The 20,694-nt window shown below is 68.5% G+C and carries 14 protein-coding genes; 5 read left to right on the top strand and 9 right to left on the bottom strand.

The genetic code is table 11. The annotated features are described in order from the left end of the window. Nucleotides 1–8: 8 nt before the first annotated feature. The 5 genes from IPG50_07955 to IPG50_07935 form a co-directional block, all read right to left on the bottom strand. Nucleotides 9–1,442: a ferritin-like domain-containing protein gene (locus tag IPG50_07955; GenBank protein MBK6692123.1), complete on the bottom strand. Its 1,434-nt coding sequence runs from the start codon at nucleotides 1,440–1,442 to the stop codon at nucleotides 9–11. Nucleotides 1,443–1,563: 121 nt separating this feature from the next. Beyond that, complete coding sequence (locus IPG50_07950; GenBank protein ID MBK6692122.1) at nucleotides 1,564–1,983, bottom strand: DUF1566 domain-containing protein; 420 nt, start codon at nucleotides 1,981–1,983, stop codon at nucleotides 1,564–1,566. A 50-nt stretch (nucleotides 1,984–2,033) separates the two neighbouring features. Beyond that, nucleotides 2,034–2,723 carry a DUF1566 domain-containing protein gene (locus tag IPG50_07945; protein ID MBK6692121.1) on the bottom strand — a complete coding sequence of 230 codons (690 nt, stop codon included), beginning with the start codon at nucleotides 2,721–2,723 and terminating at the stop codon, nucleotides 2,034–2,036. Then, a complete protein-coding gene (locus IPG50_07940; protein ID MBK6692120.1) occupies nucleotides 2,710–3,717 on the bottom strand; it encodes a hypothetical protein in 1,008 nt (335 codons plus the stop codon). Before IPG50_07940 ends, IPG50_07945 begins: the two co-directional genes overlap by 14 nt. Next, nucleotides 3,704–5,035, bottom strand: a complete 1,332-nt coding sequence (locus IPG50_07935; GenBank protein ID MBK6692119.1) for a serine/threonine protein kinase — start codon at nucleotides 5,033–5,035, stop codon at nucleotides 3,704–3,706. The genes IPG50_07940 and IPG50_07935 overlap by 14 nt, the downstream gene beginning before the upstream one ends. Nucleotides 5,036–5,209: 174 nt before the next feature. Between IPG50_07935 and IPG50_07930 the strand changes: the two genes are divergently transcribed. Next, nucleotides 5,210–6,373, top strand: a complete 1,164-nt coding sequence (locus IPG50_07930) for a hypothetical protein (protein ID MBK6692118.1) — start codon at nucleotides 5,210–5,212, stop codon at nucleotides 6,371–6,373. 5 nt (nucleotides 6,374–6,378) lie between these two features. On the opposite strand, the gene IPG50_07925 is transcribed toward IPG50_07930, so the two are convergent. Both IPG50_07925 and IPG50_07920 read right to left on the bottom strand, forming a co-directional pair. Next, entirely contained in the window at nucleotides 6,379–7,206 is an 828-nt protein-coding gene (locus tag IPG50_07925) for a hypothetical protein (protein ID MBK6692117.1), read from the bottom strand. Nucleotides 7,207–7,236: 30 nt separating this feature from the next. Continuing rightward, nucleotides 7,237–8,529 carry a hypothetical protein gene (locus IPG50_07920; protein MBK6692116.1) on the bottom strand — a complete coding sequence of 431 codons (1,293 nt, stop codon included), beginning with the start codon at nucleotides 8,527–8,529 and terminating at the stop codon, nucleotides 7,237–7,239. Between the two features lie 157 nt (nucleotides 8,530–8,686). On the opposite strand from IPG50_07920, the gene IPG50_07915 reads away from it, so the two are divergent. Genes IPG50_07915 through IPG50_07905 form a run of 3 tightly spaced genes read left to right on the top strand, consistent with a single transcriptional unit; the run spans nucleotide 8,687 to nucleotide 14,393 of the window. Next, nucleotides 8,687–10,234: an HlyD family efflux transporter periplasmic adaptor subunit gene (locus IPG50_07915; GenBank protein ID MBK6692115.1), complete on the top strand. Its 1,548-nt coding sequence runs from the start codon at nucleotides 8,687–8,689 to the stop codon at nucleotides 10,232–10,234. Further along, complete coding sequence (locus IPG50_07910; protein MBK6692114.1) at nucleotides 10,231–12,369, top strand: peptidase domain-containing ABC transporter; 2,139 nt, start codon at nucleotides 10,231–10,233, stop codon at nucleotides 12,367–12,369. The genes IPG50_07915 and IPG50_07910 overlap by 4 nt, the downstream gene beginning before the upstream one ends. Continuing rightward, nucleotides 12,366–14,393, top strand: coding sequence for an ATP-binding cassette domain-containing protein (locus IPG50_07905; protein MBK6692113.1), 2,028 nt, complete (start codon nucleotides 12,366–12,368; stop codon nucleotides 14,391–14,393). The genes IPG50_07910 and IPG50_07905 overlap by 4 nt, the downstream gene beginning before the upstream one ends. Before the next feature lie 23 nt (nucleotides 14,394–14,416). Here IPG50_07905 and IPG50_07900 read toward each other — a convergent pair whose 3' ends face one another. After that, nucleotides 14,417–15,796 (bottom strand): aldehyde dehydrogenase family protein, encoded by a 1,380-nt coding sequence (locus IPG50_07900; protein MBK6692112.1) that lies wholly within the window; start codon nucleotides 15,794–15,796, stop codon nucleotides 14,417–14,419. Nucleotides 15,797–15,898: 102 nt separating this feature from the next. Between IPG50_07900 and IPG50_07895 the strand changes: the two genes are divergently transcribed. Next, on the top strand, nucleotides 15,899–16,483 hold the full coding sequence (locus IPG50_07895) for a hypothetical protein (protein ID MBK6692111.1): 585 nt from the start codon (nucleotides 15,899–15,901) through the stop codon (nucleotides 16,481–16,483). A gap of 149 nt (nucleotides 16,484–16,632) precedes the next feature. Here the strand turns inward: IPG50_07895 and IPG50_07890 are convergent, their stop codons facing one another. Next, nucleotides 16,633–20,673: a hypothetical protein gene (locus tag IPG50_07890; GenBank protein MBK6692110.1), complete on the bottom strand. Its 4,041-nt coding sequence runs from the start codon at nucleotides 20,671–20,673 to the stop codon at nucleotides 16,633–16,635. Between the last annotated feature and the right edge of the window lie 21 nt (nucleotides 20,674–20,694).

The following is a 20,694-nucleotide window of genomic DNA, read 5'->3' as shown; positions in this document are numbered from 1 at the left end:
TAGCGCGACTACGCGGCCAGTGCGGCGAAGAGCTGCTCGAACGCGCGCTCGGAGAGAGCGCGCCCAGGCATGCCTGCGACGTGTTGGACGGTTTCTGGTGCCTCGGTCGCAAAGGACTCGAAGAGCTCGCGTTTGGCCGCCTCGCGAGCCGCGGCCACCGCGAGCAGATCGTCCGCATCGAGCTGCGATTCAAGCCAGCGCGCGACGTCCCAAGACAGCGCCGCGTGCCGCGTCTCGTCTTCGGCGATGCGCGAGAGTGTCTCGCGGACGTCGGCGTCTCGGGCGCGCTCTGCCTGCAGGGAAGCCACAAGGGCTCCGAACGTCTCACGCACGCATCCTTCCACCGCGTTTTCCAGCGCCATAGCGAGGAGCGAGCGAGGCGCGCCGATGACGACGACGGGGGCCTCCACAGACGCCCCAAAGCCCCGGGCGAGCTCTCGCGTCGCGCGAGCATGGCGAACCTCGTCGGCGCGGGCGCGAAGGGCCTCCTCGATGAGGTCCGAGGGGGCGTCGTGCCACGCGAGGTCACGGGCGAGCTGCTCGAACGCGGGAATCGAAGCTGCCTCAAGGCGCGCCGCGGCGGCGAAGAACGCGCCTGCCTCGCATTCGTCGTCGGCGCAGGGCTCGGAAGGCGACAAGAGCCCGGCGGGCCTTCGACCAATGGCGCAGCCCGGGTCGCCGTTGGCGATCAGCTTGCTCTCGGCCACGGTCACGACGCCCGTCGCGGAGACAACGATGCGATGCTCGTCGAGATGAGCGCCTGCGCCGCACGTGCCGCCGGAGCGCGCGATGAGCTCCACGCCGGACGGCGTCTGCTTGGCGTTCTCTGAAGGGCAGACGAACGAATAGCCTCGCTCGCTGACCAGGAGCGCCGCGTCCTTGGCCGTATCGACAGGAGCGAGGAACGTGGCGAGCTCGTCGAGCGTCTTGACGAGACCCACGCTGTCGCCACGGGTGAACACGAGGTAGCGGACCGCCTGCGGCGCGTTGCCGTCCGATGGCCTCACCCATCCCTCGCTGGAGGGGAGGGCCGCGAGGTCGGCGGCGCACTTCGACTTGTTCGTCGCGGATGCGCAGGCCACGCCGTCCTTTCCGACCGTCGTGGGGGGCGAACCGGCGTCGCTTCCAACGTTGACCCACGCCTGACGAAGCTCGACGTAGTCGAGCGGCGCCGCGGGGGTGAGTCCGGAGACGCTCTCGTAGTTGGGGCCGTTGCACACGGTCTTGTCGAAGCCCTGGGGGTTGATGCCACCGTCGGTGGCGGCATCCGTCCTAACCGCGCCGTCACCACCGCCGTCAACGCTCGCACCGCTATCGCCGCCGGTCGGTCCAGCGCCGTCGGCGCCCGTTGTCCCGCCACACGCGACGGCCAGCGGAGCCCCCGCAAGGCTGGCCAAGGTGATCTGACGAATGATTCGCTGCAGGGCCGTGTGATGACGCATGGTGTGTCTCCGAAGCAAGGCTAGTGCCGTCGTGAGCGCTGCGGAGCCTTGGTCGATCGGCCGCGCGGGAGGGGCAAGAGTGTGCCGTGCCGCGCCATTGCCGTCGTGGATCGTCGGCGCCCTACCTCACGCAGCGGGACAGCGCGGTGTCGATCGCCAGGACCTTCACCATTTCTCCCGTGCTGAAGTTCACGCCCCACATGCTGCTGGCGTCGGCTGGGGTGCTCGTCCAGTAGGGCTTGCCAATAGGCGCGTCAGGGAAGGCGAGGGCGTCGAGCATCTTGGGCACGACCGCACCCGACTCATATTCCTGGTGGGGCTCTTCGTCGAGGATCGTCAGGAGCTCCTTCACCGTCGGCAAGCGTCCACCGGCGAAGAAGGCGTTGCATCGACTCTCAGAGATGCTGTGGCCCAGAGGTATGGAGGACAGTCGTCGCTCCCACTCGAGACGCGTGAACGTGTCCTTGATGGTGCGCGCCTCGCGGTCAAAGAGCTCGTACTGATCCTTCGGCGCATCGGCGAACGCAGGCAACGTGATCAAGGCGCCGAACGCTGCGCTTACCCAACGCCAAGCCCTTCGGTGGTGACGCATCACTTGTCTTTCACGCACAGCGCGCGTGCCTCCGAGCTTTGTGGAAGCGTTTCCGCGGCGCCCGTTTCGAAGTTGACGACCCAATAGGCCTGCTCGCTCCCGCCCGTGAAGGGACGCACCTCCGAACTCGACCAGACGCGAACGTTCTTTACGTTCGGAAACGCGACGCTATCGATGAACACCTTGCGGCGACCTCCATCCGCGGCCGGGCCGTAGTCGAGCAGTGAGATCAGCTCGATGCGCTTCGGAAGTCGCCAAGGTCCGCCAGGCTGCGCGCGGCAGGTGCTCTCGGCGTTCGGTTGGGACAGCGGATCGAGGGGCGCTTGCTGCCAAACTAGTCCTGTGACCGCGTCGACGACACCGCCCGTCACCGGACTCAAGCTCGGTGGGTTCGGCAAGCCGCTGTCGCCGTAGTTGGGCATCTTCCAGCGCGCCCACGAGACGGGCGCGGCGCCGGGGGGCGCATCGACCCGGGCGTCTAGGGAGGCGTCGACGGACGCGTCTTCTGAAGGCACCGACCCGTCGAATGGCTCGGCGCAGACTGCCCCTGGACACTCGACCTTACGGAAGTCGTCGAGGCCGACGATCCCTCGGCATCCAAGCGGCAGCGTGGCGACGAAGGCCAGCGCCAGTGTCGCGCGTCGCCACCCGCCTTGCCGTCGTCGGCGCAGACGCTCAGAACGTTCCATGAACCCCCGCGGAAGTTGGGCCGATGGCCGGGCTTGCCGAGAAGCCGTACGCGGCGCTTCGGCGAGCGGCCCCGCGCGGCGGAAAGAGAAGCCCATAGGCGGCGAGCCCTAGCCCAAGACCACCGACGACGAAGCTGGCGGTGCTGACGTCGGCAAGCGCTCGCCCGTCATCGAGAGCGCCGTGTTCACTCTTGCCGCACGCACCGCTCGGGCAGCGGAGGTCGAGATCGCTCTTCGCCTTCATGGCTAGGAGGCCCGTTGCGCTGCCGATGCCCACGCCGATCCCAGCGACCACGAGCCCCGCCACCAGTAGGGGCGAGGTCCGTCGGCTTGGCTCCTCCGGTGGCATGCTGCCCGCTGGCACTGGGAGCGGCGCGGTGGCGGGCACCGGCGCCGCTGGCGGCGGCTCGACGATGAGCGTGATCTCCTTGGTTTCGCCCTCGGCCGCGTCGAAGGCCGTCTTCGATTCGGGGCCCGTGCCTACGCGCGCCGAGAGGTCGTGTCGTCCGGGATTGAGGACTCTAGGCTCAGCCAAGGCCGCCGGAGGCACGGGGGCTCCGTCGACGAACACCGAGGCGGCGGCGCCGGCGGGGACACCGGAGAGCACGATACGAATCGTCGCGAGACGTGCCCGCTGCTGCTCCGCGAGGCGGGCGGCCTCCGCTCGTGCGTCACGGGAGCGCTGCGTTTCGTTCGAGGTCGGTTGAATGCGCCCCACAGAAAGGCACGCTTGTCGCGCTTCAAGCGGCTCGGCGACGGATGCGTGCGCTTTGCACAGTTCCAGGCCCGTGATGGGCGTGTTGCCCAAGGCGTGGGCCGCTTTGAACTTCTCGAGGGCGCCCCTCTGGTCCCCTCGGGCACGGAGGTCCATCGCTTGGTTGTAGAGCTGCCTCGCCGACTCGATGTCGGACGCGGAGGCTTCTGCCGCTGCACGCGAGGGCGCCAAGAGGACCGCGATGCCCAGCGTGAGCCGAGCGCGTTTAGAAAATGTCATGACCTGAGGCCTTTGGCGCAGGGGACGCCGGCGGAGCGATGGGCCCCGTCGGCTTGCCTTCCGTCTTGGTCACCCGCCTCGGCGGCGACGGTGATGCCGCGGGGAGCGGCGGCGGGCTTGGTGCCGCGGTGGGCTTCACCGAAGGGTCGCTAGAGTTCGGTGCGAGGGTCGCCGGTGAACTCGCGCTCTCTTTGGCGGTGACGACGACCTTCACGGGGTCGGTCGGAGCTTCCGCCAACCCTTCGGGCCGCGGCTGCACTCCTGCCGGCGTGGAGCTTCTAGACGCGAGACGAAGTCCAACAAACCCGACGCCAAGTCCCACGGCCAGGACGAGGCCGGCCAGCGCGATGCGGTTCGTTCGTGTCGGCCTGCGCGTAGGCGACGGCGCGACGGAGATCGCTCCCGCGGGAAGCGCCGGCAATGTTTGGTCGAGCGCCGTCGCCCCGCTGCTCGCGAGTGAGCCGGAGGCGATGGCCGACGAGAACGCCGAGGCCATCTCTTGCGTCGAGGCGAACCGATGCTCGGGCTTCCGTGCGCAGGCACGGGTGAACCACGCGTCGACCTTCGCCGGCAGTTCAGGAACGAGCGCGCGGGGCATTGGCAGCGGCTCCGTGTGGATCTTGACGGCGAGACTCCCCATCGTCTCCGCGTCGAAGGGCTTCGAGGCCGTAAGCGCCTCGTAGACGAGCACGCCGACGGACCAGAGATCGCTCCGGTGGTCCACGTCGCGCGTGCTCATGATCTGTTCGGGGCTCATGTAGAAGGGCGAACCCATGACCGAGCCGGTCTTGGTGCTCCCGTCGAGTCGTTGGACATCCACACCCTTGGCGATGCCAAAATCGAGCAACTTGACGAAGATCTCGCCCCGTCCTTGATCGCAGATGAAGACGTTCTCTGGCTTGATGTCGCGGTGCACGATGCCGCGCTCATGAGCCCGGTCGAGGCCTCGCGCGAGCTGCGTCAGGAGCTCGGCCACAAAGGTCGGCTCCAGCCGTCCGCGTTCCTTGATGAGCGCGCCGAGGTCTCGCCCTTCGAGCAGCTCCATGACGATGTACGGGATGCCCTCGTCGGTGATCCCGTGATCGAAGGTCTGCACGACATGAGGGCTCTTGACCTGCGCCGCGGCCGCTGCTTCCCGAGAGAAGCGCTGTCGCGCCTCGGGATCGTCCTTGAGCGAGGCGGAGATGAACTTGACGACGACGCGAGTTCTGAGCGCCAGGTGGTCGGCGACCCACACGCTGCCCATGCCGCCCTCTCCAAGCGGCGCGGCGAGGCGCACATTGGGGTTGACCATCATGTCGGCGTGGGCCTCAGGCACGCAAGAAGGATGCGGGACTAGGAAAGCCTGGGCAAGCTCTTTGGATTCTCGCGAGTTGGCGGCTCGCATCGCGACACCACGATCAGGGCCTGGCACACTTGCCCGGCCAGCGCCTCGGGATCTCGCGCCTTTGCCTCGACGAACGGTGGCGCGCCCGATGCTACCCTGGCCGTCATGCACACGTTCCCCCGCGTGACCGTCGGCATCGTCATGGCGCTCATGTGCGCGTGCTCCGACCTGGCGAAGGGCACCGCTGGCGACGCCGGCTCACCCCCTCGCGTGGCCGGCGGCGACGGGGGGGCACGCCCAGAGACGAACGCGCCGCTCGAGGGTACCGCGACCGCGCTGGGGCCGACGGAGCGCGGCGTGATTCTTGTACACGCGGCAACATTTCCGTCTTTTCGACTCTGCTTCGAAAACGAACCCGACGCGCTCCCGCAGCCCGACGCGACCGTCATGCCCGAGGCCAACGTCGTGGGCGTCGAAGTCGGCAGCGCGGTGCGCCTGCCACCACGTGAAACCGCTCCCGGTCGCGTCTTTCTCTTCGAAGAGGCGCTCATTCGCCCTCTCTACGCGGCCTTCGGAGGGACGGGCAGCGAGGAGTGGACTTGCGGCAAACTCTTGAAGAGCCCAACGCGCAGCGACGACGCGATCTTGCTCGGCAGTCTCGATGCGCCGTTGTCCCAGGGCGTTCATCTCCTCGTGGTCCACGGGTGCCCGAAGTCGACGGCGGTGCGCACGTACACGGCGGCGGAGTGTGGTGCTGCCTACAGCGGCGAGTCGACGTTAACGATTTCAGACACGGTGCTTCAGGGGACCGCGCGCGCGAGCGACGAGCTTCCTGTGCAGGTTGTGCACTTGTCGCAGGCCCTCGAAACGGCCCGGCAAGGCAAGACGCTCACCGTGTCCTTCGGCAAGCTTGGCGGAGCCATGAAGGTGGTGGCCACCGACCCGCCGCTGTTCGGACAGCCGGCGGCGCCGGAGCGGCTCGCCTATGCGCCCGACGCAACGGCGGAGTATGCGACGACCGGGTTTCGCGTGGCCTACGGCGGCGGCGCTGACGCGGGAACGCTCCTCTCGGTGGAGCAATCGCTCGCTCGCGTTCAGAAGCTCTCCTCGCCTCGCGATCTGCCTCAGAACTACTACGCGCAGGCGTCGAACTACGTGCTCTTGATGCTGGGTGATCCGGCGCCCAAGCTCGCCGACGGTGGCGTCGACGACGACGAGCGCCGAGGGCTCCATCTGCTTGCCGTTCCGGTCATCGAGCCGCGCGACGCAGGCGCGGACTCGGGGCCCGACGCCGGCGCGGTCGTCGCGGCAGCGTCCGACGGCGGCTGAGGGAGTCACGGCCACAGGAACACGGGCCCGCCGGTCCACGCGCCTCCGGGCCCTCGCGCGTACAGTCGAAAGTACTGCCCCGCGGTGAAGTACCCGCTCGGCGCCGCGACCAGCGTCAGCGAGTGCGCTCCGGCGGTCAGCGAGACGTTGCCGTTGACGTCATTGAGCATCGTCGTCCCTTCGAAGACGCCCAGGATCCACGTCGCTGAGCCCGCGCCGTTGAAGCCGCTCCCAATGTTCGGCAGCGTCTCGCTCCCCGTGATCGTGTCCCACTGCTGGCCGCCGGCCGGCGTGCCCGCAGCGTTCGTCGTGACGAGAATGAACCCGGTGATAGGGCCGACCGCGTGGGCCGAGATGGTCCCGTCGTTCTGCCCATTCGGAGTGAGCGCGATGTCACCGGGGCCGATGAGGTCGAGCTGCGTGGCTGCGGTTGCCGAGGTCGTCAGGGTCCCAGGCGCTGCGTCCGCCGATGCTGCGCTGTCATCGATGAGCGCTGCGTCGCTCGCGCCCGCGTCGACGGCCGCATCCAGGTCCACGGAGCCGTCCGCGCCCGCGTCGACGGCCGCGTCCAGGTCCACGGAGCCATCCGCGGGCGCGTCGACGCCTGCGTCCAAGTCCACGGCGGCATCCACGGTCGCGTCGGGCGTGGCTGCAGCGTCGCGTCCCGCGTCCACGGCACCCCCGGCTTCGGCGGGCTGGCTCGCGTCGGGCTTCGTGGCTCCGTCAGGCAGACCGCCATCGAAGTCGTCGTCGACGAGAGGCGTCACCTCTGTCTGCGGGCAGGCCGCGAGGTGGGCAACGAGCGCGAGACCAAGGAGCAGATTGCGACGCATGCGCATCGGAGGCTAACCGACGTGCCAACCTCATGGGAACAGAAGCGACTCGGCCCAAAGCACAAGGAGCCCCACCGCGAGGGCTGCCGGCGTGGTGACCAAACCCATGCGCAAGAACCTTCGCGTCGGGATCGCGGCGCCCATGCGCCGAAGAAGATCAAGCCACAGGAGCCCAGCGAGCGAGCCCATGGGCAAGAGCCGCGGTCCTAGGTCGCCGCCCACGAGCGCGGCGAGGACGCGATAGGTCGGGTCGCCGGCGAGTCGCTCCACGGCGAGGGCGTTGAGGGCGGCCATGGGATGATTGTTCAAGAGCGCGGAGCCCACGGCGGAGAGAGCGCCCACCACGGCGACTTGCCCAAAGATGTGTTCGCCGCCGAGTTTGTAGAGTGCAGCGATCGCGTCCAGGAGGCCCGCGTTCTTGAGGCCCGTCGCCACGCAGAGGAGCGCGACCATGAAGAGCAGGACCTCCCAAGCCACGCCGCCAAACCAGGCTCGCGCGCTCACGCTGCCGTGGCGGAGTCCGACGAAGCCGGTGAGCACGGCGCCCGTGAGGGCGACGACCCACACGGGCCCCCCAAGAAGCGACACGACGGGATAGGCCACGAGCACCGCCAGGACGATGAGCAGCGCCACGAGTGGCTCCTCCTCCATCGGAGCCAAGGAGCCTTGCTCCGGTCCACCGGCGGGGACCTTGTCGTCGAGCTCGCGTCGGTAAGCCCAACGCAACATTCGATACGAGACGTACGACGACACGAGCGCGACCGGAATCATGCGCAAGGCGTAGCCGTGGAACGAGATGCCGGCCCGCTCCGCGACGACCAGGTTCATCGGGTTTGAGGTCGACAGCGGCGCGACGCCGGCGGCGACGAAGATGGCGAGGGCGAACGGTTCCACCAGGTATGGCCGCTTTGGGTACAGCCTCGCGATGAGCGGTACGACGATGGGCGTCAGGATGAGGATCGCCGCGTCGTTGTTGAACACCGTCGCCATCGCGGCGGCGATAAGAAACACCATCGCGAAGGCCCGCTCGACGGGGCCGCGCGTGCGAAGCTCGATGATCCGCGCCAACCGATCGAAGATGCCCATGGCGTGGGCGGCTCCGGTCGTTGCCATGATGGCCGCTACCGTCAGGAGCGGCCTCGCGACGCCCGCCACGGTCGACGCCACGTCGGCGGCCGACAGGATGCCCATGGCGCCGAGACTCGCGGCTCCCGCCAAGGCCGCGAGGGTAGGGTGCAGGCGACCGAGCCGACCCACTCGCGGCCGCGCGAGGATCAAGGACACGGTCGCGCCTAGCACGAGCAGCGGCGGCAAGAGGCGCACGGCGCCACGATAGTCGCGCCCCGTCCCGTTGCCGACATTTGGCCCGCTCCCGTGGAGCCGTCGTCGTGGAGGTCCAGGGGGGTCTCGAAGGACGGGAAGGAACTTCGTGAGAAGCCTGGACGTCGGTATGATTGCTGCTTCGAGGCCAGAGCAGCGAATGAGCCACGGAGACGACTCCTCAGATCCACAGGGCGCCGACGGCGACGAGGACCGCACGGTCGTCGCTCAGGCAGCCGCGCCGCCCGCCGCCCAGCGCGCCGTTCCCGTTCCCGCCGCATCCGAGCGAACCATCGTCGCGGCCCTTGAGCCCAAGGCGCCCCCGGCGCGGCCGGCACCCGTTGCCGATTTCGGCAAGACGACCGTTTCCGTGCCTCCCGCCGCGGGGGCGAGGGCCCCCCTCATGGCTCAGCCTCCCGGCGCTGGCCGCCCGTCTCAGGCGCCGCCCGGGCCACAAGGCGCGCAAGCGATGGTGCCCGCGCAGGCGGGCGCGGCGGCGGCGCTCGTGAAGGGGCACGCGCTCTTCCGACGCGAGTCGCTTGAGGCGAACCTCGCCGCTGTCCGTGACGCGGAGGTGCTGCGCGTCGCGCCGCCGTGGAGCCGCGCCGTCTTCTGGATGTCTACGAGCCTCGTCATCACGGCTGTCATCATGGCCTTCCTCTTCGACGTCGAGCAGACGGGCTTTGCCCGAGGCATCTTGCGCGTCGCCGGCGGCGTGCAGAGCGTGCCGGCGCAGGCCAGCGGCGTCGTCCTCGAGGTCGCGGCGAAGTCCGGTGACATCGTCACCCAGGGCAGTCTCCTTGCTCGCATCGACTCGGCGCAGACGCGGCAGCAGCTCGTCGAATCGGAGAAGCAGATCGAGCTAGCGGAGCAGAAGCTTCAAGAGGCGAAGGACCGCCGCTCGAAGGTCCACAAGGAGCGCATCAAGCTCCTGGAGCAACGCGCCGGCCTCCTGGGGGCTCGAGCAGGGAACCAGCAGCGCACCGTCGCGCGGCTGCGCGAGAAGCAAGCGCGCGTCGGCAAGTTGGTCGCCGAAGGGCTCACGTCGCAGATGCAGGGCGGCGACGTCGCCGACGAGGTCTCATCGGCTGAACGCGAGACGTTGCGCCTTCAAGAGGAGTACACGGCCACGAAGCTCCAGATCGCGAGCCTCGCGGCTGACCTCGACGCCGAGGACCTGCGCCTCGCGGCCGACGTGAAGCAGGCGAAGGATCGTCGCGAGGCGCTCGCCGTGCAGGTCACGCAAACGGAGGTCCGCGCGCCCCGCGGCGGCCGCCTCGAAGCGCTCCTCGTGAAGGTCGGCGACGCGGTGTCCGTCGGGACGGCCGTGAGCAAATTGGTGCCCACCGACGCTCCAAGGCAGGTGGTCGTCTTCGTGCCCGAGCGCGATCGCGCATTCCTCCTCGAGGGCGCGGAGGGCCGCATCGAGGTCGATCAGCTTCCCTCTGGCGAGTTCGGCACGTTGCGCGGCAAGGTGACGCGCATCGCGTCGGACCTCGCGTCGCCTACGGAGATCGGCGAAGCGCTCGGTGACGCGAAGCTCGGCGAGCCCGTGTTCCGTGTCGAGTTGACGCTCGAAGCCAGCGAGAGCCTCTCGCGTCTCGAGCAACTGCTGCGCCCCGGCAGCCTCGTCACCGCCCGCTTTGCGCTCCGGAAGCGCCGCATCATCACGGTCCTCTTCGAGCCGCTCCGCCGCTTCTTCGCGTGACGACCTTGTTCAAGCGCCGCGTCCCGTTCATTGCTCAGATGGAGGCCACCGAGTGTGGCGCCGCGAGCTTGGGCATGGTGCTCGCACACTACAACTGCCACGTACCCTTGGCCGAGCTACGGGAAGCGTGCGGCGTCTCCCGCGACGGCACGAGCGCCCTCGACATCGTCAAGGCCGGCAAGGTCTACGGTCTCGAGACGAAGGCCTTCAAGGGCGACGTCCCGGCGCTCGCGGAGGTCGGCAAGCCGGCCATCTTGCACTGGGAGCTCAATCACTTCCTCGTGCTCGAGCGGTTCGACTCGAAGGGCGCCGATCTCGTCGATCCGGCCGTGGGAAGGCGCCGCGTCACAACCGAAGAGCTCTCGCGCGCCTTCACCGGCGTCGTCATGTGCCCGAAGCCGGGCCCCGAGTTCAAGAAGCGCGAGAAGTCGGGGCGCAGCCTCGGCAAATACGGCGCCGCCATCCGCGCCGCGCTCAAGCCAGCGCGGATGATGCTCATCTCGGCCCTCGTGCTCGAGGTCGTGGGCCTCGTCCAACCGGCGCTCACGCAGGTCATCATCGATTTCATCATTCGCCCCAAGCAAGACCGATGGCTGATGCCCATGGCCGTCGTGTTTGCCCTCACGCTCCTCTTGCGAGCGCTGCTCTCGCTCTCCCGAGAGCGCATCCTGGCGGGCCTCGGGGCCCGCGCCGACCTCGAGCTGGCCGTCGACTTCTTACGCCACCTCGTCACGCTCCCGTCGAGCTTCTTCTCGCAACGCAGCGTCGGCGAGCTCTCGAGCCGCATGCAGGTGCTCCTTCGTGTGCGTGAGTCGGCGACGGCCATCATGCTCGGTGGCTTCGACTTCGTGCTCATCTTCGCGTACGGCGCGCTCCTCATCGCGTACGCCCCCAAGCTCGGGCTGATGGTCCTCGCGCTCGTGGCGGCGCGCATCATCGTGATGTTGTCGTTTCAGCCGGCGCTGCGCCTCCACGCGACGGCGGCACAAATCGCGGGCGGTCGCACGCAAAGCGCCCTCGTGTCGGCCTTCTCGGATCCTGAGAGTCACAAGGCCTTCGGTGCCGCGCCACTTCTCTTCGCAAGGTGGGCCGGCGCGCAGTCGGAGGAGTTGAACGCATCGATTCGCGGCCGCCAGGCGTCGGAAGCGCCGCAGCAGATCATTTCGGTGCTCGACGGCCTCGGGCTCGCGCTGGTCCTGTGGTTCGGCGGCAAGGCGGTCATGGCCGACGAAATGACCGTGGGCGTGCTCTCGAGCTTCGTGGCCGTCGAGGCGCTGCTTCGTCGCCCGAGCCAGGGCTTCGTCAACATGATCCTCGAGCTCGGGCGCCTGCCGTCGAAGCTCGACCGCGTCGACGACGTCCTCGATACGGCGCCGCAGCGACACGGCACGTTCGCGCCAGAACAGCTCATCGGCTCCATCCAATTCGAGAACGTGTCGTTTCGTTACGGTCCCAAGAGCCCTGTCATCTTGGACAAGGTCTCCTTCGAGGTGCGCCCCCGGGAGCGCCTGGCCATCGTCGGTCGGTCTGGTAGCGGCAAGAGCACCATCCTGAAGCTCGTGCTCGGCGTCCTCTTGCCTACCGAGGGTCGCGTGCTCGTCGACGGTCGGCCCGTGGCCGACTACGAGCCCGCGGCGCTGCGGCGCCGCATCGGCACCGTGCTCGCTGGCGGCACCTTCTTCGACGAGCCGGTCCTCGAGAACGTGGCCCTCGGCGCCGCCCAGGCCGACGTCGATCAGGTGCGCCGCGCCGCCGATGCCGCGTGCATCGACGACGTTGTGCGCGCTCTGCCGAGCGGGTACCAAACGATGCTCCGCGGAGGGGCGCGGCAGCTCTCCGGTGGCCAGCGGCAACGTCTGCTCTTGGCCCGCGCTCTCGTGAAGGAGCCCGACGTCCTCCTCCTCGACGAGGCCTCCAGCGCCCTCGACCGCGAGCTCGAGTCGCGCGTTCACTCGTACCTCGACGTGCTCGAGTGCACGATGCTCTTGGTGGCCCATCGCCCTTCGGCGTTGCGCCTCGCAGAGCGCATCCTCGTGCTCGACAAGGGCAAGATTGTCCAGGAGGGGACGGCGCTCTCGCTCGCCAAGGTGCCCGGCACCTACGCGGACCTCATGGCGCAAGGAGGCGACGCATGAGCGAGGAAGCCATCGTCGTCCAGCTGTGCAAGGTCTTGGCGCTCCACTCCATCACCATGAGTCCGCGCGCCTTGAGCGACATCTGCGGCGAGCTCTCGCTCTCAGGGATCATTCGCGGTCTGAGGCGCGCAGGACTCGACGCGCGGCTTATTCGCTACCGACCGGAAGACGTCGCGTTCTTGCCCCCGTCGTCGCTCGTATGGCTCGACGACGGTCCCCCGGCGGTCGTCGTGGCCGTCGAGCCATCGGCCGTCAAGGTGGAGCTTGTGAGCGGCGAGGTGGTTCGCCTCGGGGGCTCGAAGCGAGCCTCCCTCCGCGGCCGCGCCATCGCCGTTCGCCCCAAGTCCAAGCCCGATCGGTCTTTGGTGGGACGCATCACCAACGCGCTCAAGGGCGAGACCGGCGGCATCCGAGCCATCGCGCTCGTCGTCGTGATGGCCATTGTTGCGCTGGCCTTTGGCCTCGCGACGCCCATGCTCTCGCGGGTCGCGCTGAACGACGCGATTCCCGAACGCGCCGGCTCGAAGCTCGCGGCCGTGGCCGTCGGCACCTTCTTCCTCTACGTGCACAGCTCGTGGGCCGGCTGGATCCGTCGCCGCGCCATCATGTACATCGAGACGAAGCTCGGCGAGCGCGGCGCCGAGGAGGTCGTCCGGCACCTCTTGGGTCTCCCCTTCGCCAAGCTCGACAAGATGGAGGTGGGGCAGATCCTCGAGCTCGTGCGCCTGGGGCAAGTCAGCAGCCAGTCGATGGTGTCCATCGCCACCTCGCTGCTCGACGGCGTAACCGCTCTCGGGTACCTCGGCTTCGTCTTCTGGCTCGATGCAAAGAGCGGAGTCGCCACGGTCATCGGCGCCGTCCTTCTGTTGGGGGTTGGCTGGTTTGCCGGTAAGCGCGCGTTCAGTCTCCGTCAGGCGACGCTCGATGCGAGTCGTCGTCAGCAGCAGGCGCTCTACGAGACCATCGCCGGCATCGAGACCATCAAGACGGAGGCCGCCGAGGAGCGGATGATGGTTCGCTACCTCAATCGGCTCGTGACCCTGCAAGGGCTCGCCGTGAAGGAGCAACAGGAGGCGTCCATTCACGGCATCGTCTCGATGCTCATTGACCGGCTTGTCTACGGCGCCATTCTCTTCTTCGTCGCGCTTCGCGTCCTCGATGGCGAGGCGCGTTTCGGCGACCTCATGAGCGGCGTCCAGGCATCGGCGTCGTTCTTTGCGAGCGCCCAGGCGCTCTCGCGAATGCCGATGATCCTCTACGCCCTTCGTGCGCAAGTCGAGCGGATCGACGCGGGCTTTGGCGACGCGAGCGAGCAGCTCGACACGATCCAAGCCACGTCGGCCTCTCCCGAGGGACACGACGCGCTCGTGCTGCGCAATGTCTGGTTCCGCTACGATCCGACCGCGCCCTGGATCCTGAAGGGGCTCGATGTGGTCGTGCCGCGCGGCGCGACGGTCGTCCTCGAGTGGCCTTCTGGCGCAGGGAAGAGCACGCTTTTGCGCCTCCTCTCGGGCCTCCTGTCGCCGGAGCGCGGAGACGTCCTGGTCTTCGGTACCGAGGCAGCTCGGGCGCGCCACCTCGTGGCGTACCTGCCGCAACACGCGGCGCTGATGCCCATGTCGATCATGGAGAACCTGCGAATGCTCTCGGGCGGCGCGCCCATCGAGCGCATCGCGATGGCGGCGCAAGCGACGGGCCTCGCGGCCCTCGTGAAGACGTGGCCCATGGGCTTCGAGACCGTCGTGTCGGCCGGCGGCTCGAACGTGTCGAGCGGCCAGCGGCAGCTCGTGCTCTTCACCGCCGCCGTCGCGTCGCCGGCTCCGATCCTGCTCCTCGACGAAGCCTTCGCGCATATGGACGGCATCATGCGAACGACGCTCGCCAACCTCGACTTGCTGCGCGGGCGGACCGTCGTCGCGGTCGTGCACGACGCGTCGAGCCGCGAACGTGACGGCGCGACGGCCTTGGTCCTCACCAAAGGTGAAGGGGCGAAGCTCTTGCCCTCGGTGTCGCGGCCGGTCTGACGAGATAGGGGCTGGCTCGCCCGTTACAGGCGGAAGTGCAGCGCCTTGAGCTTGGTGAGCGCGTCGAAGCCAAAGGCGCTGAGGCTGTGACCACGGCCCGAGTCTTTCCAGCCGACCCACGGCAACGCGGGATCAAGGGCGTCGCAGCGGTTCATGTAGACGGTGCCGCACTCGAGCGCGCGGCCGAAGCGCTCCGCGCGCTCCTTGTCTTTCGTCCAGACGCTGGCCGTGAGGCCGAGGCGCGAGTCGTTCATCTTGGCCAGCGCCTCTTCGTCGGAGTCGACGGGCGAGATCGGCAAGATGGGGCCGAAGGACTCGCGCTGCATGAGGTCCGCCGTTTGAGGCACGTCGGCGAGTAGCGTCGCCTCGAAGAAGCGGCCCCGACCGTCGACCTTGGTGGCGTGGCCACCGCGCACGAGGCGCGCCCCGCTCTTGGTTGCGTTCTCGACGAAAGACGCCAATTCTGCCGGATGATTCGGTTGGGCGATGGGGCCGAGGTTCGTCTTCGCGTCCATCGGATCGCCCATCACGTAGGCGCGCACGAGCGTATCGGCGGCTTCAAGGAAGCGCGCGTAGAGGGAACGGTGCACGTAAACGCGCTCTACGGCGCAGCAGCTCTGGCCCGCGTTGTAGATGGCACCGTCGACGATGTTCTCGACGGCGAAGTCGAAGTTGGCGTCGGGGGCGACGTAGGCCGGATCGTTGCCGCCCAGCTCGTAGCCGACGTGCATGAAGCGCGCGGCGGCCGCCTGCGCGATGCGGTGCCCACCGAAGACCGAGCCCGTGAACACCGCATGGTCGACGCGGGCGTCGCCGACGATCTTCTCGCTCATGGGATGCGAACAATCGAGGGCCTGAACGAGCCCCTTTGGGGCGCCGGCCGTTGTGAAGGCCGTCGCGAAGGCGTGCCCCACGAGCGGCGAGCGCGGCGAGTGCTTCACGATGACCGCGTTGCCAGCGAGCACCGCGGGGATGACGACGTTGACAACCGTCAAGAGCGGATAGTTCCACGCGGACAAGTCGAGGATGACCCCCAAGGGCGCCTTGGCGATGCGGCGATCGAAGCCTTCCTTTGCGGGCAAGACCACGTCGGCCAAAGCGTCCTCGGCGATGGCGATCATGTGCCGCGCGCGCTCGGCCATGCCGCGCACCTCGCCTTGGGCCTGGCTGAAGGGCTTGCCCATCATGCGGCTGATGTCGCGCGCGATGTCGTCGGTCGCCGCCACCATCGCGGCGACGGCTCGTTCGGCGAGCGCTTTGCGGTCGGAGACCTTCGAGGTGGCCCATTCGCGCGCCGCGACGCGTGCGGTGTCGAGAACCACACCGACGGTGGTCTCGTCGGCGAGGGGCAACGTGCAGGCAGGCTCACCGGTGAAGGGGTTGTCGACGACGAGGGTTTCCATGGCGAGAGGGTAGAGCGATCGGTCGCCGAAGGAGCCGAAAAATACGCCCGCAGGTCCGATGGCGTAGCATGCGCGGGGCGGCGTGGCCGCCCGGGAGGACCCATGAGGCGACTCGTTCTGCTGATGTCTATCTCGAGCACCGCAGCGGCGGTGCTCATGCTCGCTTGCGGGAGCGGCGGCTCGGGCGGTGTGGGCGGCGGCGGGCTCACAACCTCGGCACCGCCCGACAAGCAAGTGTCGGCGCTGCCTGCCAACGACGCCACGCAATATTGCGTCGACGTGGCGAACTACATGAACCCGGCTCTCGCGAACCTTCGGCACAAGACCGACTGCCTAAGGGAAGCGACGAAGGCGCTCCAAGGCGCGACGACGGAGGCCGAGCTGCGGTCCAAGTGCTCCTCGGCATACCAGGCATGCCTTGGCCGTCCCGCTGCGGCGTCCAAGCCCGCCCTCGATCCGGGCTCGTGCAAAGATCGAAACTCCGCCAACTGCGCCGTCACTGTCGCGGAGCTCAATCGCTGCGTCGAAGACACGGTGGCGCGCGCGCGCTCCGCCGAGTCGGTCATGGACTCGTTCTGTCAGAACATTCAGACCGATGGCGGCGGCGTGAGCACGTCGTCGCTCGACTCGTCCGATCCGCCGAGCTGCGCGGTCGTGGCTAACAAGTACTCTTCGTTCGCGGATTGAGCCCGCGCTGAGGCGCAGGCGCAGGCGCAGGCGCGGCAGGGGCTTGCTGTCGCGTTTGTTCGTGCGGCGTGTCGCCACCTCGAAACGCCGAAGGGCGCGCCGTTTCCAGCGCGCCCTTCGTCTTTTCGGCTAGTCCACCGCTTCTTTCGTCAGTGGATGCCGCCGCCGCCGCCGCACTGGTTGGCGACGCCGCCGCCGCCGCAGGTGCCGGTCACGCACGGGCCGCAGTCGAGGAGGCCGCCGCAACCGTCGGCCACACTGCCGCAGTTCGCGTTGGCTTGTGCGCACGTGCGGGGCGTGCAGGTGTCCGTGCAGACACCGTTGTTGCACGTCTGCGTGCCGGGGCAGGAGCCGCAGTTCGGCGTGAGTCCGCCGCAGCCGTCGGCGACTTGGCCGCAGACCGCTCCTTGTTGTGCACACGTGCGGGCCGTGCACGTCGGTCCGCCGCATTGCCCAGGCACCCCGCCACCGCCGCAGGTCTGGCCCGTCGGGCAAGAGCCGCAACTCGCGATGAGGCCGCCGCAGCCGTCGGCGAGCGGACCACACGCGACGCCCGCCGCCTGGCAGGTCGTCGGCGTGCAGCTCGGCGTGATGCACTGGTTGTTCTGGCAGACCTGACCGGTTTGGCAGGTGCCGCAGTCGGTCGTGAGGCCGCCGCAGGTGTCAGACGCCTGGCCGCACTGGGCGCCGACCTGAGCGCAGGACTTCGGTGAGCAGCTCGCCGAACCGCAGAGGTTCGGAGCCCCGCCGCCGCCGCAGACCTGGCCGTTCTGGCAGCTGCTGCACGTGACGGTGCCGCCGCAGCCGTTGGGCAAGGTGCCGCAGGGGTTGCCGAGCTGCGCGCACGTCTTCGGGGTGCAAGCCGGCGTGCCGCATTGGCCGTTCACGCCGCCGCCGCCGCAGGTGGCTACGCCGGGGGTGCAGGTGGCGCACGTCTGCGTGCCGCCGCAGCCGTTGCCCGCTTGGCCGCACTGTACGCCAAGTTGGGCGCAGGTCTTCGTGCTGCAGGTGGGCGCGCCGCACTTGTTGGCTTGGCCCCCGCCGCCGCAGGTTTGCCCCGGTACTGTGCAAGTGCCGCAGCTGAGCAGCCCACCGCAGCCGTTGGGAATGTCGCCGCAGTTGAGCCCCGCAGGGCAAGTCGTAATGGGCGTGCAGGAGGGGCCGCCACACTTGTTGGCCTGGCCGCCGTAGCCGCAGATCTGGCCGGGCACCTGGCAGGTGCCGCAGCCGCCAGCGATCTGGCCGCCGCACCCGTTACCTGCGGCGCCGCACTCGATGCCTTGCTGCTGGCATGTCTTCGGCGTGCAGCTCGGCGGCAGGTCGGGCTGAACGCACGACGTGAGGTCGAAGAGCATGAACGCGAGGAGCTTCTGCTGGTCCGGGAATTGGGTGTTCCGACACGACCCTGTCGGGAAGCTGCCGTCGACGTCATCGACCCCATCGGGCGGGTCGTCCGACGCGTTCGGCGAGAGGTGGAGATCACTCACGACGATGCGGCCACACTGCGCCGCCGGCGCCGCCGTCGTCGGCGTGTTCATGGTGAAGTACTGAATCGACGCTGAAGTCGAGTCGTCGTCTTCTTCGATGGGGCTCGGGATGCTGATCCACGACGTTGCCACCGAGGAATTGACGGCGTCGATCGTGTGCTGGGCGTCGTCGATCGAGATGGTGCCGAGCGGCGATGGGCTGCCAGCGTTGTTGAGCCACCGCGCCAAGGCGTCACCTTTGGTGAAGGACATGTTGATGGTCGCGTCCTGCGGCTCTTTGAGATCTTCTTCGTGGTTCCACGTGGCCGCGGTTTGCCACGCTGCCAAGTTGCTCTTGTGCAGCCACGAGTGTTGCCAGTGGGACGCAAAGACGCGGCCGCCCCCATTGGCGTAGGCTTCCATGTTGCCGCGGTAAGGCGCATACGACGGTGAGTACCCCTGCGCGTTGTCGTCGTTGCCTTCGCAGCTCAACACGATGGCGTCGTAGCCCCTCATCTTGTTGACGTCGTCGAAGAGCTCGTCCGTTTGGCCCGGCCAAATGCGGTTAGCGCCTGTGTAGCCGCCATTGGTGCCGGTGTAGCCGTTGAAGTTATCGCTGTAGCGGCTCGTCCCGCCGGAGCCGGCAAAGAGGTTGATGCGGCCGGTTCCGGTCGGATGTGTGAACTCGCTGTCCGCGACGCCGATCTTGCGGAGGAGGCACTGAAGCGTGTCAGCGCCGCCGCTCGTGACGGCAATCTTTGGAATGTTGTTGGCTGCAACACCGCCCTCTCCCTGCGTGCGCGGAAGGCGCGTCTTGCACGCGGTCCTGCCGTTGGCGGTAGCCGTGTCGCAAGCCATGGAGTTCGTCGTGCACTGGGTGACGTTGAGCGTCGTCGAGCGACGCCACTTGCCCACCTGAATGACGATCGGGATGTTGTTGCCCGCGGGCACGTTGTCGAGCGTGAAGTCGCCCTTGTAGTCGGTGCGAGCGCTCACGAGGGCCGGCACTGATACGGAGCACGTGTCGCAGGTCGCTCCCGTGGTGATCGTCGGCAGAGCGGCCGTGGTCTTCGGGACCCAGACGAGCGCGTCGTAGATCGGGAGCGTGCCGTTGGGGGCATAGACGCGACCGGTGACCTTCGTCGTCGGTTGCGCGCCGCAGTTCACCTGCTGATTGCAGTAGTTGGTCGCGGCAGGCGGGCACGAGCCGGGGGTGCCGCTGCACACGTTCGCCGTTCCGCTGCCGCCGCAGATGCCACCGCTGGCGCAGGTGGCGCCGCACTGGACGACGCCGCCGCAGCCATCGGCGATGAAGCCGCAGTTTAGTCCCAGCGTGGTGCAGTCGGCGGCGGTCCGCGCAACGCAGGCCCCCGCCCCGCCGCAAACGTTGGGCGTTCCGCCGCCACCGCAGCTTTGGCCCGGAAGGGTGCAGGTGCCGCAGCTCGTCGTCAGGCCACCGCAGCCGTTGGCCACCTGGCCGCAGTTCTTGGTCCCACATCCTTGCGGAGTGCACGTACCGCCGTCGGCGCCGAGGACCACGCCGCCGCCGCACTTGTTCGGAACGCCGCCGCCGCCGCAGATGCCCGTTGCGCAGGTAGCGCCGCAGTCGATGACGCCGCCGCAGCCGTCGGACACGAAGCCGCAATCCTTGCCCGCGTTCGTGCAAACCGCCGTCTTGGTGAACGGCGTGCACGCCGGCGCGCCGCAGACGTTGGCGGTGCCTCCGCCGCCGCACGTCTGTCCAGAAGGACAAGATGCTGCTCCGCCATCGGCGCCTGTGCAGGTCAACGTGCCGCCGCAGCCGTTGGCGATGGTGCCGCAGTTCTTGCTGGCTTGGGCGCAGCTCGTGAGCGGCACGCAAGCGCCGCCATCCCCGCCGACGACGCCGCCGCCGCCGCACTGGCTCGCGACGCCTCCGCCTCCGCAGGCTTGGCCGTTCGAACAGGTGCCGCAGTTCGGCGTCATGCCGCCGCAGCCGTCGGGGTGCACGCCGCAGTTGATGCCCGACGAGGCCAGGAGATTGGCGCAGGTCTTCGGGGCGCACGTCCCGCCGTCGCCACCACTGCCGGCCGGGTAGCCGCACTTGCTAGGGCCGCCGCCGCCGCAGAACTGCGGCGATACGCACGTGACGCCAGTGATGACGCCGCCGCAGCCATCGCTCTGCTGGCCGCAGATCCCTTGAGTCGTCAGCGTCGAGGCTGCGATGGGCACGCACGCGCCGCCGTCAGCGCCCGTTGGGGCCGTGGAGACGCACTTCGAATAGGCGTTGTCGGCACCGCACTGAAAGCCAGTGAGGCACGAGCCGCATTGAAGGATGCCGCCGCAGCCGTCGCCGGCCGGGCCGCACTCGACGCCGAGGTCCGCGCACGTCTTCGGCGTGCAGACGCCGCCATCTCCGAGCGTTGGTGCGACGCACTTGGACAGCGCGTTGGGGCCACCGCAGCGGAGTCCTGCGCCACACTGTCCGCAGTCCTGGATGATTCCGCCGCAGCCGTCGCCCGCCGGACCGCACTCAATGCCTTGGTCTTGGCACGTCTTGGGGCGGCACTCGCCGCTGTTCGTGCTCGCGTCGGTGTTGCCGGTGAAGCCGATCGAGCCCTCCGGCTGTCCGCCGCCATCGAGGTCGCCGGGAGGATTTTCGAAGGCCGAGTTGTTCGAGCCACAAGCGACCGCGATCGAGCCCACGGCGCACACGACGACAGCTGACCAAACTAAGCGGGGCATGAACGGTCCTCCACGCTACAT

It is taken from the genome of Myxococcales bacterium, from assembly GCA_016703425.1.
GTDB lineage: Bacteria > Myxococcota_A > Polyangia > Polyangiales > Polyangiaceae > JADJCA01.
Note: the sequence above shows the minus strand (reverse complement) of the source record. Positions and strands in the feature narration are given on the sequence as shown.

What these genes read in the sequence shown, in the direction of transcription:
- IPG50_07915 (MBK6692115.1), top strand. Translation starts at nt 8,687, where the DNA reads ATGAGCCACGGAGACGACTCCTCAGATCCACAGGGCGCCGACGGCGAC.
- IPG50_07890 (MBK6692110.1), bottom strand. Translation starts at nt 20,673, where the DNA reads ATGCCCCGCTTAGTTTGGTCAGCTGTCGTCGTGTGCGCCGTGGGCTCG.
- IPG50_07955 (MBK6692123.1), bottom strand. Translation starts at nt 1,442, where the DNA reads ATGCGTCATCACACGGCCCTGCAGCGAATCATTCGTCAGATCACCTTG.
- IPG50_07905 (MBK6692113.1), top strand. Translation starts at nt 12,366, where the DNA reads ATGAGCGAGGAAGCCATCGTCGTCCAGCTGTGCAAGGTCTTGGCGCTC.
- IPG50_07945 (MBK6692121.1), bottom strand. Translation starts at nt 2,723, where the DNA reads ATGGAACGTTCTGAGCGTCTGCGCCGACGACGGCAAGGCGGGTGGCGA.
- IPG50_07930 (MBK6692118.1), top strand. Translation starts at nt 5,210, where the DNA reads ATGCACACGTTCCCCCGCGTGACCGTCGGCATCGTCATGGCGCTCATG.
- IPG50_07895 (MBK6692111.1), top strand. Translation starts at nt 15,899, where the DNA reads ATGAGGCGACTCGTTCTGCTGATGTCTATCTCGAGCACCGCAGCGGCG.
- IPG50_07900 (MBK6692112.1), bottom strand. Translation starts at nt 15,796, where the DNA reads ATGGAAACCCTCGTCGTCGACAACCCCTTCACCGGTGAGCCTGCCTGC.
- IPG50_07925 (MBK6692117.1), bottom strand. Translation starts at nt 7,206, where the DNA reads ATGCGTCGCAATCTGCTCCTTGGTCTCGCGCTCGTTGCCCACCTCGCG.
- IPG50_07940 (MBK6692120.1), bottom strand. Translation starts at nt 3,717, where the DNA reads ATGACATTTTCTAAACGCGCTCGGCTCACGCTGGGCATCGCGGTCCTC.